We start from the raw sequence: 15,219 nt of genomic DNA on the forward strand, positions 1-15,219 counted from the left end.
TTACTTATTTTCAGGATAACACTCACAGATGTCTTTCAATCATTATTTAACACAATCTTTTCAGCTGCCGATTGCTCTCTAATGTTAAAGGGAATGATTTACTTTTCCTGTTCACCGTTTTATGAATATTATAAAAAGTATTATATCCTTACCTCTATGTATTTTCAACAAATTATTTTATCCTCCAATAAAACAGAAAAATGGATATAGAAATTTGTATCTGTTAAAGAAAATCATTAATCTTGAAAAAAAGAGTATTTGAATCTAAAAGGAAATTCATCCGTAAACATATTAATATGTTAATTTGGAGGTATATTTTGGATAATTCTTATAAGATAGCAATAATCGGGGGTACAGGGAAGGTAGGACGTCATATTGTTTCTAGAGCCATAGAGAATGGGTATCAAGTTCGTATGCTGGTGAGAAATCCAGAAAGATTAACTTTAAGAGACGATAGGATTGAAATAGTGGAAGGGGATATACGAAATACAGAGACTATTAGAATACTAATAAAGGATTGTCAAATAGTTATTAATACATTTGGTCAGCCACTTAAAGAACAGCCTATTTATAGCAGTGTTACTGAAAATATACTTGAGATAATGGAAGATTTTCAAATTGACCGTTATATTGGTGTTACAGGTGGTTCACTAACGATTGACGGGGATAGAAAGAGTATTATTAATAGAGTCGGGGCAAAGATGTTTGAGTTATTTTTTTCAAATATGATGGCAGATAAAAAGAAAGAATGGCATATTCTTAACAATAAAAAATTCATTCAATGGACTTTAATTAGGCTCCCATTTATAGTTGAAAGCAAGGAAATAGGATTAGTAAAAGAAAATCTAACTGATATGCCGGGTACAAAAATTACTAATAGTGATATAGCTACTTTCATCATTAATCAAATTAGAAATTTAAGGTATGTACATAAAGCACCGTTTATTTCTAATTAATATTATAGGGCATCTCCATTTTAGTAAGGGTATTGCATTTTTGATTTTTTAATATTCAAGCAATATAAACAAAACCTCAAGCAGAAGAATTTTACAGAAAAAAGCAGGGGGTAGAGGCATTGTTAATGAAATTAATTAAAGGAATTACTCTTGGAACTATTTTTGGCATTGTTTTATCGTTTTGTATTTCATTTATGTTTATGCAGGCTGTCCAAGGTTTAGCAGGTGGTTTTACATCTTTATTTGGTGAAAGATGGATTTATTACGCAACAATTTTTCCCTTTGTAATAACCTTTGTAATGTTAGGATATTATTTCACAAAAAAAGAAAACATTACGAACAAAAAACTTTGGGTTTTAAGCTTACTGTCCGCATTATTTATCACATTATACAGCGGAACAATTGGGGCAATATTTGGGGAGTATATTGTAAGAGGGGGAAGTCTTAGAACAAATATAGATGGCGGGTTTACAGGTGTTAATGTGGAAGATACTTTAGTTTGGGGAACAACTTATGCATTCTTTCTGCTTCCGATCACAACACCATTAGCACGTCTAATAATCTATGCTTTCATAGGATTTCTAAAAAAATGCAAATAAGCTTATTATTTTCTTTTTGTAATTGCACAGAAGTCATTCCAAAAAAATAACTATCTATTAATTTTAATGGTGCAATCTTATATAAAATGAATGATACTTTGTAATAATTAAGCAGGGTTGTCTAAAATTTATGAAAAAATACATAGGGGGATTAAATATGAGCAGCATGCTTAATCTTGGCAGTCTTGTGCTTGGACTTCTTGCATGGATATTACCTATTATTAATCTTACGCGATATAAAAAGGACAACCAAAGAAATTGGTCCGCACTTTCTATTTTGAGTATCAGTGCATGTGCTATTTCACTTTGTTTCCAGGTTTTCTATGCTAATCATCTAGTTATTATTGAGGATTGGTCCGCTCTTATGGATATATCTGGTACTATGGCGTTTGTCTCAGCCTTTCTTCTAATCGTTACCGTCATATTAAATGCAATTACTATAGTTGTATATCGAAAGATAAAATAGATTGTCAAATTCAAGGTGAAATGAGCATTTTTTGATCATAAAGAATGCTTTTTATTTTTGTCTAAAAATAGGACCTAAAATTTTATAACGATAAGGATATAATTAAAAATGATAATTATTTATTGTAAATCGATAAATCATCTGTTAAAATCAATTTTGAAAATAATTCAGTGAGGTGCTTTTTATGAAACAAGTGTCAACACTCTTCTTAAAGATCGCTCTTATTCTTATCGGAATTCCGATTCTTGCTTTGTGCATCTTTTTGGTGCCAGAGTTAGGGAATATTGCGGCAAAATTGCTTCCAGATATGTCTTATATAAAATATCTCGTTTTCATCATTTTCTATGCATCTGCAATACCTTTTTACTTTGCTTTGTATCAGGCATTCAAACTTTTACGATATATTGACAAAAATAAAGCCTTCTCGCAAATTTCTGTAATGGCTTTAAAGAAAATCAAATATTGTGCAATTACAATCAGTAGTTTGCATGTACTAGTCTTGCCTCTTTTCTATGTCTTTGCGGAGATAGACGATGCACCAGGTGTCATTTTTGTCGGATTAGTTGTTCCTTTTGCTTCGCTGGTTATCGCAGTATTTGCAGCTGTTCTTCAAAAGCTTTTACAAGAAGCGATTGATATAAAATCAGAAAATGACTTAACGGTCTGAGGTGAAAACAATGGCAATTATAATCAATATTGATGTGATGCTGGCTAAGAGAAAAATGAGTGTAACTGAACTTTCGCAAGAGGTTGGAATAACAATGGCTAACCTTTCTATATTGAAAAATGGAAAGGCAAAAGCAATCAGATTAACAACTTTAGAGGCGATTTGTAAGGCTTTAGAATGTCAGCCAGGGGATATTTTAGAATATCGAAATGATGAAGAAGGACTGGATTAATAAAGTAGGATTATTTAAAGATGAAAATATTTTGGCGGTGGACCTATGTGCTATTGTATGCAGGAAATAGATAGTTCTAAAAAAAATCTTTGGAGGCAAAAATTATGAGAGCTATAAAGCAACTTGTGCATTTTGGCTGGGAGCAAGCTTTATCCTGTTTATTTCCTGTTGTTATTTTTGCCTCTTTAGCTTTTACACAAATTGTGCCGCTCCCCTTTCTGCCTAGGTACGACTGGCTCCTTATTATCTGTCTTTTGATGCAGTGGTGGATGGTAAGATCCGGGCTTGAAACAAGAGATGAACTAAAGGTAATCACATTATTCCACATTATCGGACTTGCTCTTGAACTATTCAAGGTGCACATGGGCTCCTGGTCTTATCCAGAGGAAGGTTATTTCAAATTATTTGGCGTACCATTGTATAGCGGATTCATGTATGCTAGTGTAGCAAGTTATCTTTGCCAGGCGTGGAGGAGGCTGAAGGTTGAGCTGATTAAGTGGCCTCCGCTCTTGATCGTTGTCCCACTTGCAGCAGCCATTTATTTAAATTTCTTCACTCACCACTATTGGATTGATGTACGTTGGTGGTTATCTGGACTTGTCATTATCGTCTTTTGGCAATCGTGGGTCATTTATGAGGTTAATGGAACTCGTTACCGTATGCCACTTGCACTTTCCTTTGTGCTAATCGGATTTTTTATATGGATAGCAGAAAATATCGCAACGTATTTTGGAGCTTGGAAATATCCAAACCAAACTGAGGCATGGAGTCTCGTCCATCTAGGTAAAGTGAGTTCATGGCTCTTATTAGTAATTGTTAGCTTTCTTATAGTTGCGACATTAAAGCAAGTTAAAGGGAAAAATACCACTAAGATAGAGGCTAGTCAATCTTTATAATATACCTGATATATAAAAGTCGGATCCTTACTATAATAAGGATCCGACTTTTATAGTTTAAGATCCATCCGGTGAAAGGAAAAAAAGAAGGAATCCATGATTGACTTGCAGAAATTGTAGATAATTATGGAGGAACTGATACATGAAAGTTCACCAAAAGGTGGAGAAGTTTAAATGGATAAACGGAAGTAATAAAGCAGATAATCAAATATTTGATACAGAGTTTGAAGCTAAGGAATGGACCGAATCTTTATATTCGGATTTTGCAGCTTATATAAGTAAAGAAAATAATGTAGGGTATGCAACTCCTGATGAAAAAGTAATTAATTATCTAATTTCCCATTTTCCTCAATGGGCTGATTTTAACCATTTGATAGTTGATGTCTGCACAGAAAAAATAAATAAAGAGGGTCAAACCATTTATAAAATAAGGACGCTCAATATATAATTATTTTTATGGAAAGAATTTGAAAGAGTGTATGTTAATGATACCTTGAACGAGTAAATTGGAACTGTAAGGGGATAAAAATTTATCCCCGGTGATAATTGTTGTGAAAGTACATAGATGGAAGGAGAAATTTGGGCAGTGGTAAATAGAAGCATCGGAAATGTTCAAGTTGGCGATACAATAATTGAAAGAAAGATACGGTACGATTCCACATTAGTAGAATATAGTTGTCGGCTTTTACAATCACAAAATCAAAAAATTGTGCTTTTCCATATTATACAAGATTCGTTTACAATGATCGCTAGCCAAACAAAATTAACCATTCCTAGAGGCAGTTACACGATTGCCTATTACTGGAAAGATCGTCCTTATAATTTATACATCTGGAGAGATAGTAATGGCCAGCTTTTAGGTTGTTATTTTAATATTGTAAAACACACGGAAATGACAGATCAGTTTGTATCCTTTAAGGATTTAATTATTGATATATTGGTTCTTCCTAATGGAGATTACTATATTTTAGATGAGGATGAGTTACCTGAGTCATTGGACAAATTTGAGAATGGTTTTGTCAGAAAAGCTCTTTACTCACTAACGGAATCCATTGATAGTCTTCTTCCTCTAATAATTTCAGAAGCTGAAAAAAATTATAATCATGAAGGATTACTTCCTTGGCTGAAAACGGATTAGACATAAGATTAACTCGTTTCAGTAAAATTGTAAGTAACTTAAGTGAAATGTTGAATATTAAAAAGGTTTTATATGTAAAGTTATTTTTCGATGAAAGGAAATTATTTGAATCCTTTTGATGGGGAAAACGTAAATATAATGAATGCCTTTGCTTGGTACAACTGATTTCTCAGGAGGGGAATGGAATGGCTGAAACTATTCTAGCAGTTATTTTTATGATTCCATTATATGGTTTATTTCTCTGGAGCTATTATTACCCTGAAGATAGTTTATTAGCTGGAAAGAGGTGGATGTATACGGAAGAACCAGAAATCTCAAAAGCAGCCATCCGTTATACAAAATTTTCTTCAATGACAGCTATGGTTGGATTGCCTATCATTATAATCAGTTTTATTTCAAAATTTCACATACTTAGATTATCGATCGTGGTATTTTTCTTAATGTTTATACTAGGAGCACTTAAAATATACACGTTTGAGGAAGATGAATAAATAAATTATAAATTTGCAGTTAGAATAATAATTTTCTAATTACAATATTATGAATAACTTTAATAGAGAGGATTAGGACATGCCTTGTGTACATGAATTTGGGATCATTGATGATTTCGATAGTATGAAAAGCTACAATGACTATACTCCATACGAATATAATTGCATATCAGTTGATGATGATATAATCAATAGTTTAAGTGAACAATTAGCTATCATGAAAACGTACTTTCATTCATTTAAACGTCCAGAATTTGGTTTAGCCTATTGGGGAATCACAATCATTCCACTTGAGTCATTAACATTATTTTATAATGTAGTTGCATCTTCAAGATCCTTTAAGAAATCTTCAGAACTACAAGAATTAGCTTCAAAAATCATTCAGGCAACAGAGGGAAAGAAATATATGATACATTTTGGCGTTTAATTATGTATGGTTTACAAGAGTAACTATAAAGAAAAAGTACACTGCTTTTTAGCACTGTACTTTTTCTTTACAAGTTATTTATTGAAATAGCTGAATAGTTTTCTAAGAAACTTCCTGTCTATATCAATCACGTATAGGTTATTTAAAGTATTATACAATTCCTCAATTTTTTCTAAAGCATTCATGTAAGCCAAGCTTAAATTATTTTTTTCTAGTTTAGAGGTGAATGAAACATAGTCATAATAAGATTCGGTGCTTATATCTGCCTCTAAATTTTTTGTACTGTTTAACCATCGTTCAACGCTCTGTTCCTGTATTCTTATTAATTGTAATACATACTTTTGAACGTGTGTTAGTATCTCTAGAGACCGTGCAAGCTCTCCTCTTTTCATCACGTTTACACCCATTAACCAAGCATTGACAAAATTATTGAAAGCGAAATTTACGTTTCCATCCGTCATTCGATCTGGACCATCTCCACTTAATCCTTCAAGCATAGGCTTTAACCGTTCTGTAGAATCATATAAATACATAGAATCCGTATCTGGAAAAACACCAGTAGGTTTGAAGCTCTTTATTATTTCCATTTCTGCTTCAGGAAGAAAATGGAATTCTCCGCGGATCAAACTCGAAAATATCGCTACTTCTGTCCCATATTCGTTGAAAAATATCAAATCAACAGGGCTTACTTCAGAAATCCAATGTCTAGAGTTGAAACTATTTATTAAATCATCAGCAATAAAAATATAAAACTCAACATCTGAATATTGATCCCCTTCACCTTTGGTGAAAGATCCGTACATCATACAAGCTGAGACTGAATGATCTTGAATACACTTGTCTTTAACGTTATTAATAATTTTCTTTTGAATAAGCATACTTAGAACTCCTTATCTATATTTTTTCTGTTTAGATAAGGTTATTATCAATTACTGGACAGCATGAGCAGCACATGTGTAATGCTCCTTCCATCTGAAATTACAATCAGTATATCATAATTCTCAGTTATTGTTATGAATGATTGTTATGTCATAATATTTGAGCCTGTAATATGGAGGAATATTAGATTAACTATTCTGGAATTCATGCACCTACTCCAACAAATTTATAAGGAACTGATTTATTGCGAGACATAAGAAGAAAGTCTGTGATATTGCAAAACAGATTGGATTAAGAGTAATACTCCCGATTGAGCCCGAAGTTAGTGCAAGTTCGGACAGGATCAAGAGAAAAAAGCTCAAACGAGTCCGAAGTTAGTGTAAGTTCGGACAAGCTCAAGGGAAAATAGCTTGATCGAGTCCGAAGTCAGTGCAAGTTCGGACAAGCTCAAGCGAAAAAATCCGAAACGAGTCCGAAGTCCAATTTAATTACCTTAACATGTATTAATTACCTCAAGAGTTTTGATACATGTACCCGAAGTAACTTATTCGATCTGGAAGTCCTAGAGTTAAATTATAGAAGGATTTATTAATAGGAGAAGAGAATAGCTAATTACATATGTAATAAATAACTAAAGAAAGAAGGACAAAAGTTGGCATATTGTAAAGTTACACAAGCTGAAATTTACTATGAAGATATAGGTGAAGGTAAACCAATAATTATGATTCATGGTTTTTCTCCTGATCATCGATTAATGAGTGGATGTATGGAACCAGTGTTTAAAAAGAGAACTGGATGGCGCAGAATATATATTGATCTTCCAGGTATGGGTTTAACCAAAAATTATAACGAAATTGGTAGTTCTGATGAAATGTTAACAGCTGTATTAGAATTTATTCAGACGATAATTCCAGGACAAGAGTACCTAATTGCAGGAGAATCTTATGGAGGTTATATTGCTAGGGGAATTATTCAAAAACAGCAGGAACAGATACTTGGTGCTGCATTTATTTGTCCAGTTATTATTCCTCTCGCAGAAGATCGAACAGCAGAGGAACATAAAATATTGAAAACAGATGAAAAATTCCTAGCAAAATTATCAACGGAAGAATTAGAAGACTTCAGAAGCAATAATGTTGTGCTTGATGAGTACACTTGGTTAAGATATAATCGAGAAATTGTAAGTGGCTGTAAGATTGCCGATGAAAAGTTATTAAATAATGTGAAGGATAAATATGGATTCTCTTTTGAGATTGATCAATTCAATTTTAATAAACCTAGTGTATTCCTTCTAGGGAGACAAGACTCTTCTGTTGGATATAAAGATGCACTAAAGTTGATTGATAAATATCCAAGGGGAACATTTACTGTCTTAGATCATGCAGGTCATAATTTACAAATTGAACAGCCACAGCTATTTAACACTTTAGTAGATGAATGGCTGGATAGAATTGAATATTCCGTTGACTAATTTTAAATCTGTTCCATCCATTTTGTGACTAAAAATGCTTCCTCAACCTAACTTGATTGAGGAAGCATAGAAGCAATACATACTAAAGAAGAAAAAGAATAATAGATCCTTTTCTCTCCCTGCGTTATACCAACTCCTTCAAAAATTGCTACAAACTTGATAGTTTTCTCCTGCTTGGAAAAACCCACATTTAATAATCGTTTGATTTTCTCACACAAGAGCTGCCAATTAAAGCCGGTATTTATAAAAGGGGAATCTCCAAAACTATTTAAATATTAAAAATTCATGTAACCTTTTGATGACCTCAAACGATTAATTAACGAGTACTTAATTGAGGGGGGAAGCTTTTGCCTAATATCGAGAACCTAGAAGACCGCATTATTGAAATTTATCGCTGGCATTATTTAGATGTATATCGATTTCTTATTTGCTTTACTGGGAATCAAAATGATGCGGAGGACTTAACTCAAGAAGTGTTTGTTCGTGTATTAAATAATCTTTCTAATTTTAATACTGGAAGTTTAAAGACATGGATATTTTCGATTGCGAAACATACTGCAATTGATCATTACCGGAAGAAGAGATTTAGTTCCATCTTCAAGGAAGGTTTTTTTAAACAGTTGCCCTCTTCTGAAATGGAGCCTGATGATTTAATGGAGCGAAATGAAGTGAAGATAATCGTTCACGCAGCAATCTCAAAATTAAAACCAGATTATCGGGCCGTCGTAATTCTGCGAGGTGTGAATGAATTGACGATAAAAGAAACTGCGGACATTCTCCAATGCAGTGAATCTAAAGTTAAAGTAGATTATCATCGGGCATTAAAAATTCTTAAAAACAAGCTAAATATTGATCCCGGGGAGGTAATCGGAAATGCAAACGGATAAAGAGCTATTTAGCATAATTAAAGAAACCTATCCAATGAATCCCAAAGCTGATTTTATCTCAAAAACAGAACTACATCTTAGAAATGCAGCGGAACAAATGACAAGAAAAAGAAATCCTAAATTGTTGTTCATTACTGCAAGCGCGTTCCTTGTTTGTATGACAGCAGTTTTATTGATCTTACCTTTTAGTGGAGGGGAGCGAATCTATAACAAGCTAGTTTCATTGGGCGAGAACCATTCAAAACCTTCAGTTAGCAGCCAGGAACCATTAATCTATATATATCATTCGCATGATCAAGAATCATTTTTTTCAGAAACTCAAACAACAGATCCAAATAAGGCTTACCATCCATCTAAGAATATTACACAAGTGGGAGAAAGATTTAGTCAGTCTTTAATGAAAAATAATATTGATACAATACATGAAACCAGAGATGTTATGGGTAGTTTGAGGAAGAGGGGCTTATCTTTTTCAAACTCCTATTCAGTCTCAAGGGAATTTCTTACGGATATTTTAGAAACAAATAAAAGCATTAAAATGGTATTTGATATACACAGAGATGCACAAACGAGAAATGATACTACTTTCAAGAACAAAGGAAAAGATTTTGCAACATTTACTTTGGTTGTATCTAGATCAAATATGTATTACGAAGATAATTTCAAGTTTGCAGAAAGCCTTCATAATAAAATGGAAGAAAAATACCCAGGTTTATCAAATGGCGTTATAGTTATATCAAATCCAGGAAACCAAAGTACCTACAATCAGGATTTAATAAGTGGATCAATATTATTGAATATAGGTGGAGTGGAAAATACTTTGGAAGAAGAATATAGAACAGTAGATGTGTTAGCAAAAGTGATTGCGGAAATACTTAAGGCGGAAAAATAAATCCCTTGCAATCGTTATCATTGTGGCAGTATAAGAGGAGAGCCTTTCCTAGGTAAATAGTGGGAATTATAGCGAAATAAGGTGGTACCAGGTGGATATAAGCCTTGTCCTTAACTATTCCGATAAAGAAAGTTTTTTGTTTTTTATTCTGCTAATCATTAATGAACGATATGAAACTTTTCATAGAAAAAATCGTCAGTATATTGAATCTCATGTGCAGGGAACCATTATTAAGATCATTAAAAGAGGTGAAGTGATGGGATTTTGGTATTTCTTAATTTTATTCTTAGGGATTTTCTTCGTAATTAAAGGTTTTTTTATGAAAAAATCATCATTGTTAATTAAAAAAATGGGTTTTGTAATTGTAGGTTTAGTATGTATTTCTTTCTCAATTTTTATGTTTTCGCCAGGAAGTGCAGAAATCATTTCAAATTTATTTAATATGGATTAATAGAAAATCGAGGGCAATAATTGATTAGCATTTGTTCAAGGGTTTTTAAAGGATGCCTCTTTGTATACAAAACAAACTATATATGCCTCTATGAATTGGAATCAAAAGTGCTGCGATGCTTCAATAACGAAGGATCGCTTTTCTTATGGAAGCAATGAAATCATTCAAAAAAACCATCTTTTAAAAAAAGAGATGCAAAAACACAACTTTTATTTAGCATTTACGTCTAAGCAGTGACCATTCAAGAAAAGGAGGGTTGAATTTTGTCTGAGTTTAGAAAAAAGGAAATAACGAATTGGTATGATCAGCATAGCAAATCAATAGTAAGTTTTATTTTATTGATGGTTAAGGATTATCAGCAGGCAGAAGATTTAACTCATGAAACTTTTGTTAAAGCGTATTTATTTTATGATACTTTTAAACATCACTCTAGTGAAAAAACATGGCTATTTAGCATTGCACATAACGTAACAGTAGATTTTTTAAGAAGGCAAAAGACTAGCATATTCTTTAAAGAAAAATTTCTTTCTCATAAGGACAATAACCCATTGCCTGAAGAGATCATTCAAATAAAAGAGGAATCAAATGAACTTTATAAAGCAATAGGAGAACTTAAAGATACATATAGAAAAGTAATCATATTAAGGAAGATTAAGGGTTTTTCGATAGAAGATACATCAAAGATATTAGGCTGGTCGGAGAGTAAAGTGAAATCAATGCTTTTCAGAGCCATTCCGGCACTAAAAAAACAATTAATAAAGGAGGGGTATTGGGATGAAAAGACAAGTTGAAGAGACTGATTTTGATGATTCTTTAAAGAAATTAAATTCCGATTTAAAGTGGAATACAAAACGAAAACAAGAATTGAAAAACCGTATTATCACTGATATTGATTCATTGGAGTCCAAAGGGGATAGCAGAAACTTTTTTCTAACAGTTCGTAAGAAAAAAAGCAGGTTGATCTGGAGTCTATCATATTCTGGCATTGCTCTGCTAATAGTATTTGGGTTATTTGTCGGTTCTGCCTTTATTTCCCCTGCTATCGCGGAGGTCGCAGCAAAAATACCGTATTTAAATAAGATATTTCATTCAGAACCTTTAAATCAGACGATATGGAGGGAATTAGAGGAAAAAGGCTATCATATATCCGGAATAGGCGGAAATACGAGAAATATGTATATAACCATTGACGGATCTGAACAATATTTTCAGGATGTTCGAGAAGAAGTGGAGGAAATTGCTAAAAATATATTGAAAGAAAAAGAATATGACGGATACAAAATAGAAGTAGAGAAACAGGTGGATCGAGTTCCAGATACATCGATTTCAGAACGGGATCAAGCCATATCAGAAGCATTAGAAGAAAGTTATAATGATTTAAATGAATTGCATTTTAATGTGCTTTCCCACGGGTATTCATATACTGCCCCAAACTCTGATAAAGTGATAGTCAACATTGATATTCCTAATACTGAAAAAAGGATAGAAGAAATAAAGCAAGTCGTCAATGATCGTTTAAAGACAAAAAATATTGACTCATTCACCATAAAGATAAATAAAATAAATCTTTCCCAAAAAGAAAAAGAAGCGAAGTGGAATGAAATATTCCCGGTGATTATTGAAGGATTAACAGCAAAAAAGGAATATAAAGTAACTGGATTTGCTTACTCCTTTCATCCAGCACCTCTTCAAATTATTATAAAAACATCAATAAATGCTTCCGATAAAGACGCAGATGAAAGAGTACGCATCATAGAGGAGACGATCAATGAATTCCTAAAATCTGAGGAGATTCAAAGTAAGATTGGCGGGGACCCATATAAAATTATCATAAGAGGCAAGGATAAACAAAAAATAAATTAGATGTGATAATAATAACTAAGTTTGTTCCATTACTTTGGAAAAATATAGATTGATTATGGCAAACCTTTTTCTGGGTAAAAAATCTGATTAATTGAACAAGCCTTTATGTGCGGGGGAAAACTTGTGCAGTTGAAATTAGGCAAACTGATATTTACATGCTTCGTTATGAGCAGATGCTGATGAATGTTTTTGGTGGGAATTTGCGATTCTTCGTTTAGAAGAGTCGTTTTTTTTACGTTTATTTAGGCAGGAGTTTTTTCGTAGTCAGAAATAAATATCCTTTCTTATCATTGCCAAATGAATAATAAAATATTGTTTTCAAACGCAGTATTTTTATAGATAAATGCTAATACAATTTTAGTGGTGGTTTTTTATCTTGGGTAAGGGGTGACATCTAGATGAATGCAAACTCACAAGAATTGAATAGGGTTATTAGTTCTGAAATGTTCGTTTCGCGGTCTTTAGATGAAATTCGTTTCTGGGCAAGAATCATGAAAGAACATTCTTTATTTCTCAGATTAGGGTTTCGATGTGATGATACACAATTAATTGAGGAAGCTAATCAATATTTTCGATTGTTTGAACAAATTGAACAACGATCCCATGCATTTACCAATCAAACGGATCCACAACAAATAAAAAGGTTTAATTCAAAAGTTCAGCAAGCTGCCACAGGTATATTTGCTTTTAAACGAAAAATATTAGGGTTAATACTTACGTGTAAATTGCCAGGTGCAAATAATTTTCCTCTGCTGGTTGATCATACTAGTCGTGAGGCGAATTATTTTAGAAAACGATTAATTGAATTGAACGAAGGAAAGCTGAAACCACTTGCAGATGCAATTATTAAAGAAAATGTTTTCTTTCTAAGAATTATGGCTGATCATGCCAAGTTTATTGGGCATCTTCTAGATCCTTCAGAACGAAAGCTAGTCGATATGGCACGCAACTTTAGCAATGATTTCGATCAATTAGTATTTCAAGCGAGGGACTTGGATTCGATGAGACCACAATCTCAGACAGTTCCCCTTTTAGATCAATTCCTTGATGAGAACCGCATATCTGTCGTATCTCTTCGTGACTTTAAGAAAACTGCACGAGACTTAATTGAAGAATGCAAAATAAAAAGTATTATTCATCCGCTGCTTGCGGATCATGTTTTCCGTGAAGCTGAAAGATTTCTTGAAATCATTGATATGTTTGAAGTCCATCTTACGGGGGGAAAACCTAAGATGAGGGCACCGGAACATTAGAACTGAAAATAAGAAATCCTATTTCTAGTATAAAGTTGTCATTTTAGCAATGGAGGAAAACATACTATTAAACAATATCAGATTTTAATGGAAATTAGTGATTATTCTCATAAATGAGAATGACTTTTTTGTAGAAGTTATGGGGCAGATTGCAAAATTAGAAAAGGAAAAGAAAAAAAGCAGGGATCTCTGTGATTGATCTGACCCAATAAAGTTAGACAAATAATTTTATGCAACTTTTAAGACTTGAGTTCGGTATTCCACCGGACTCAGGTCTTTTAATTTTGCCTTCATTCGTTTGTGATTGTAATAGTGAATATAATCAGCTAATTCCTTTTCAAAATGCTCTATACTGTCAAAATCCTGTAGATAAAGGAGTTCGGACTTTAATAAGCCAAAGAAGTTTTCCATGACTGCATTGTCCAAACAGTTTCCCTTTCGAGACATACTCTGCGTAATTTGGTGCTGTTCTAATGTTTTTTGATATTGTTTCATTTGATAATGCCAGCCTTGATCTGAATGAAGAATCACTTGCTCTCCTGGCTGAAGACGTTCTATTGCTTGGACTAACATTTCTCCGACCAATTTATAAACAGGACGTTTCATGACGTTATAAGCAATGATTTCACCATTACACAAATCAAGTACTGGAGAGAGGTAACGTTTCTCACCGAATAGGTGGAATTCCGTCACATCGGTTACCCATTTTTGATTCACTTTCTCTGCAGAAAAATCACGGTTTAGGATGTTAGGAGCAACTTTTCCCACATTACCTTTATAAGAACGGTACTTTTTCATGCGGACTAAGCATAGTAAGTCCATATCATTCATTAAACGATTGATGGTTTTTTTATCGTGTTTAAACCCTCGTTTCTCTAGTTCTTTCGTGATCCGACGGTGTCCATAACGACCCTTATGTTCATGAAAAATCTCTTTAATACTTTCTTTTACGTTCGCATATTTATCAGGTTGATTTAATTTTTTCTCCCAATAATAATACGTACTACGTGGAATGTCAGCGACTTCAACTAAATCTACAACTTCATACATATGCTTTAGTTCAAAAATTACCTGCGCTTTGATTTTGTTTGTAATTTTTCCTGCATTTGAACTAAAGCGTTCAACTTTTTTAAGTAGGCATTCTCCATTTCTAAACGCTCAATTTTCGCTTGTAGTACTTCTACCGTATCTTCAACTAGTTTTGGTGTTTCTTTCTTTGAATCAATTTTCTTTGTTTCTTTCTTCATAGATGGTCGCCCCTTTTTCTTTGGTTGTAGGGCGTCTAATCCATCTCGATTTAACTTTAATCTCCAATTTCGTATCATTCCAGGAGAAGAAATATTAAATATCGCAGCTGTATCAATAGAAGATGTACCCGTTTCGATCATATAATTTAGTACATCCATTTTAAACTGAGTTGAATAACTTGTATAGCTTTTTAGAAAAGCTTCAATGCCATGTTGTTCGTATAGGCGAATCCATCCACTCAAAATAGTTGGTTTTACCTGAACCTCCCGCGCAATCTCATTGATAGATTCATTCCCATTTAAATACCTTGAAACAATTAGAATCCTTTGTTCTGCAGTAAATTTAGCCATTAAAAAACCCCCATAAATGTTAGTTTGATGTCTAACATTTATGGGGCAGTTCA

The 15,219-nt window shown here is 33.1% G+C and carries 19 protein-coding genes and 1 other annotated feature (1 of these 20 only partly in view); of the genes, 17 read left to right on the plus strand and 2 right to left on the minus strand.

Going from position 1 to position 15,219, the window contains the following annotated elements; genetic code table 11:
- Positions 1-124: a binding site (T-box leader), on the minus strand (it extends 91 nt beyond the left edge of the window).
- A gap of 193 nt (positions 125-317) precedes the next feature.
- From C1726_RS23090 to C1726_RS23135, 10 genes are all read left to right on the plus strand, one after another.
- Complete coding sequence (locus tag C1726_RS23090) at positions 318-956, plus strand: NAD(P)-dependent oxidoreductase (protein ID WP_102275303.1); 639 nt, start codon at positions 318-320, stop codon at positions 954-956.
- A gap of 125 nt (positions 957-1,081) precedes the next feature.
- On the plus strand, positions 1,082-1,555 hold the full coding sequence (locus tag C1726_RS23095) for an ABC transporter permease family protein (protein WP_102275907.1): 474 nt from the start codon (positions 1,082-1,084) through the stop codon (positions 1,553-1,555).
- 157 nt (positions 1,556-1,712) lie between these two features.
- Positions 1,713-2,021, plus strand: a complete 309-nt coding sequence (locus C1726_RS23100; protein ID WP_102275304.1) for a hypothetical protein — start codon at positions 1,713-1,715, stop codon at positions 2,019-2,021.
- A 184-nt stretch (positions 2,022-2,205) separates the two neighbouring features.
- Positions 2,206-2,688 (plus strand): DUF2975 domain-containing protein, encoded by a 483-nt coding sequence (locus tag C1726_RS23105; protein ID WP_102275305.1) that lies wholly within the window; start codon positions 2,206-2,208, stop codon positions 2,686-2,688.
- Between the two features lie 10 nt (positions 2,689-2,698).
- Positions 2,699-2,920, plus strand: a complete 222-nt coding sequence (locus tag C1726_RS23110) for a helix-turn-helix domain-containing protein (RefSeq protein ID WP_102275306.1) — start codon at positions 2,699-2,701, stop codon at positions 2,918-2,920.
- A 104-nt stretch (positions 2,921-3,024) separates the two neighbouring features.
- Positions 3,025-3,816, plus strand: coding sequence for a DUF817 domain-containing protein (locus C1726_RS23115; protein WP_102275307.1), 792 nt, complete (start codon positions 3,025-3,027; stop codon positions 3,814-3,816).
- Positions 3,817-3,958: 142 nt separating this feature from the next.
- Positions 3,959-4,264 carry a hypothetical protein gene (locus C1726_RS23120; protein ID WP_102275308.1) on the plus strand — a complete coding sequence of 102 codons (306 nt, stop codon included), beginning with the start codon at positions 3,959-3,961 and terminating at the stop codon, positions 4,262-4,264.
- Between the two features lie 153 nt (positions 4,265-4,417).
- Positions 4,418-4,954 carry a DUF402 domain-containing protein gene (locus C1726_RS23125; RefSeq protein ID WP_235822882.1) on the plus strand — a complete coding sequence of 179 codons (537 nt, stop codon included), beginning with the start codon at positions 4,418-4,420 and terminating at the stop codon, positions 4,952-4,954.
- Between the two features lie 185 nt (positions 4,955-5,139).
- Entirely contained in the window at positions 5,140-5,445 is a 306-nt protein-coding gene (locus tag C1726_RS26370) for a hypothetical protein (RefSeq protein WP_180968280.1), read from the plus strand.
- Between the two features lie 79 nt (positions 5,446-5,524).
- Positions 5,525-5,872, plus strand: coding sequence for a short-chain dehydrogenase (locus C1726_RS23135; protein WP_102275310.1), 348 nt, complete (start codon positions 5,525-5,527; stop codon positions 5,870-5,872).
- A gap of 74 nt (positions 5,873-5,946) precedes the next feature.
- Here the strand turns inward: C1726_RS23135 and C1726_RS23140 are convergent, their stop codons facing one another.
- Positions 5,947-6,750, minus strand: a complete 804-nt coding sequence (locus C1726_RS23140; protein WP_102275311.1) for a nucleotidyltransferase — start codon at positions 6,748-6,750, stop codon at positions 5,947-5,949.
- A 653-nt stretch (positions 6,751-7,403) separates the two neighbouring features.
- Between C1726_RS23140 and C1726_RS23145 the strand changes: the two genes are divergently transcribed.
- The 7 genes from C1726_RS23145 (at position 7,404) to C1726_RS23175 (ending at position 13,568) form a co-directional block, all read left to right on the plus strand.
- Positions 7,404-8,222 carry an alpha/beta fold hydrolase gene (locus C1726_RS23145; protein ID WP_102275312.1) on the plus strand — a complete coding sequence of 273 codons (819 nt, stop codon included), beginning with the start codon at positions 7,404-7,406 and terminating at the stop codon, positions 8,220-8,222.
- A gap of 347 nt (positions 8,223-8,569) precedes the next feature.
- Positions 8,570-9,109: an RNA polymerase sigma factor gene (locus C1726_RS23150; RefSeq protein WP_102275313.1), complete on the plus strand. Its 540-nt coding sequence runs from the start codon at positions 8,570-8,572 to the stop codon at positions 9,107-9,109.
- Positions 9,096-10,001, plus strand: coding sequence for a stage II sporulation protein P (spoIIP, locus tag C1726_RS23155; RefSeq protein WP_102275314.1), 906 nt, complete (start codon positions 9,096-9,098; stop codon positions 9,999-10,001). Before C1726_RS23150 ends, spoIIP begins: the two co-directional genes overlap by 14 nt.
- Positions 10,002-10,092: 91 nt before the next feature.
- A complete protein-coding gene (locus C1726_RS26680) occupies positions 10,093-10,452 on the plus strand; it encodes a hypothetical protein (RefSeq protein WP_235822830.1) in 360 nt (119 codons plus the stop codon).
- Positions 10,453-10,715: 263 nt separating this feature from the next.
- The gene (locus C1726_RS23165) at positions 10,716-11,243 is read left to right on the plus strand and encodes an RNA polymerase sigma factor (protein ID WP_102275315.1); all 528 of its coding nucleotides are present in this window, start codon (positions 10,716-10,718) and stop codon (positions 11,241-11,243) included.
- Positions 11,227-12,315 (plus strand): DUF4030 domain-containing protein, encoded by a 1,089-nt coding sequence (locus tag C1726_RS23170; RefSeq protein WP_102275316.1) that lies wholly within the window; start codon positions 11,227-11,229, stop codon positions 12,313-12,315. The genes C1726_RS23165 and C1726_RS23170 overlap by 17 nt, the downstream gene beginning before the upstream one ends.
- Positions 12,316-12,713: 398 nt before the next feature.
- Positions 12,714-13,568: a DUF2935 domain-containing protein gene (locus tag C1726_RS23175; RefSeq protein ID WP_102275317.1), complete on the plus strand. Its 855-nt coding sequence runs from the start codon at positions 12,714-12,716 to the stop codon at positions 13,566-13,568.
- A 228-nt stretch (positions 13,569-13,796) separates the two neighbouring features.
- Here the strand turns inward: C1726_RS23175 and C1726_RS23180 are convergent.
- Positions 13,797-15,166, minus strand: a protein-coding gene (locus C1726_RS23180; RefSeq protein ID WP_102271266.1) for an IS3 family transposase whose coding sequence is annotated in 2 segments (ribosomal slippage) — positions 13,797-14,701 and positions 14,701-15,166 — 1,371 coding nt in all. Because the reading frame shifts where the segments join, the coding sequence is not laid out codon by codon here.
- Positions 15,167-15,219 lie beyond the last annotated feature (53 nt).

The sequence above is a fragment of the Cytobacillus massiliigabonensis genome, assembly GCF_900199725.1.
GTDB lineage: Bacteria > Bacillota > Bacilli > Bacillales > Cytobacillaceae > Cytobacillus > Cytobacillus massiliigabonensis.

What these genes read in the sequence shown, in the direction of transcription:
- C1726_RS23095 (WP_102275907.1), top strand. Translation starts at nt 1,082, where the DNA reads ATGAAATTAATTAAAGGAATTACTCTTGGAACTATTTTTGGCATTGTT.
- C1726_RS23100 (WP_102275304.1), top strand. Translation starts at nt 1,713, where the DNA reads ATGAGCAGCATGCTTAATCTTGGCAGTCTTGTGCTTGGACTTCTTGCA.
- C1726_RS23105 (WP_102275305.1), top strand. Translation starts at nt 2,206, where the DNA reads ATGAAACAAGTGTCAACACTCTTCTTAAAGATCGCTCTTATTCTTATC.
- C1726_RS23110 (WP_102275306.1), top strand. Translation starts at nt 2,699, where the DNA reads ATGGCAATTATAATCAATATTGATGTGATGCTGGCTAAGAGAAAAATG.
- C1726_RS23115 (WP_102275307.1), top strand. Translation starts at nt 3,025, where the DNA reads ATGAGAGCTATAAAGCAACTTGTGCATTTTGGCTGGGAGCAAGCTTTA.
- C1726_RS23120 (WP_102275308.1), top strand. Translation starts at nt 3,959, where the DNA reads ATGAAAGTTCACCAAAAGGTGGAGAAGTTTAAATGGATAAACGGAAGT.
- C1726_RS26370 (WP_180968280.1), top strand. Translation starts at nt 5,140, where the DNA reads ATGGCTGAAACTATTCTAGCAGTTATTTTTATGATTCCATTATATGGT.
- C1726_RS23135 (WP_102275310.1), top strand. Translation starts at nt 5,525, where the DNA reads ATGCCTTGTGTACATGAATTTGGGATCATTGATGATTTCGATAGTATG.
- C1726_RS23140 (WP_102275311.1), bottom strand. Translation starts at nt 6,750, where the DNA reads ATGCTTATTCAAAAGAAAATTATTAATAACGTTAAAGACAAGTGTATT.
- spoIIP (WP_102275314.1), top strand. Translation starts at nt 9,096, where the DNA reads ATGCAAACGGATAAAGAGCTATTTAGCATAATTAAAGAAACCTATCCA.
- C1726_RS23170 (WP_102275316.1), top strand. Translation starts at nt 11,227, where the DNA reads ATGAAAAGACAAGTTGAAGAGACTGATTTTGATGATTCTTTAAAGAAA.
- C1726_RS23175 (WP_102275317.1), top strand. Translation starts at nt 12,714, where the DNA reads ATGAATGCAAACTCACAAGAATTGAATAGGGTTATTAGTTCTGAAATG.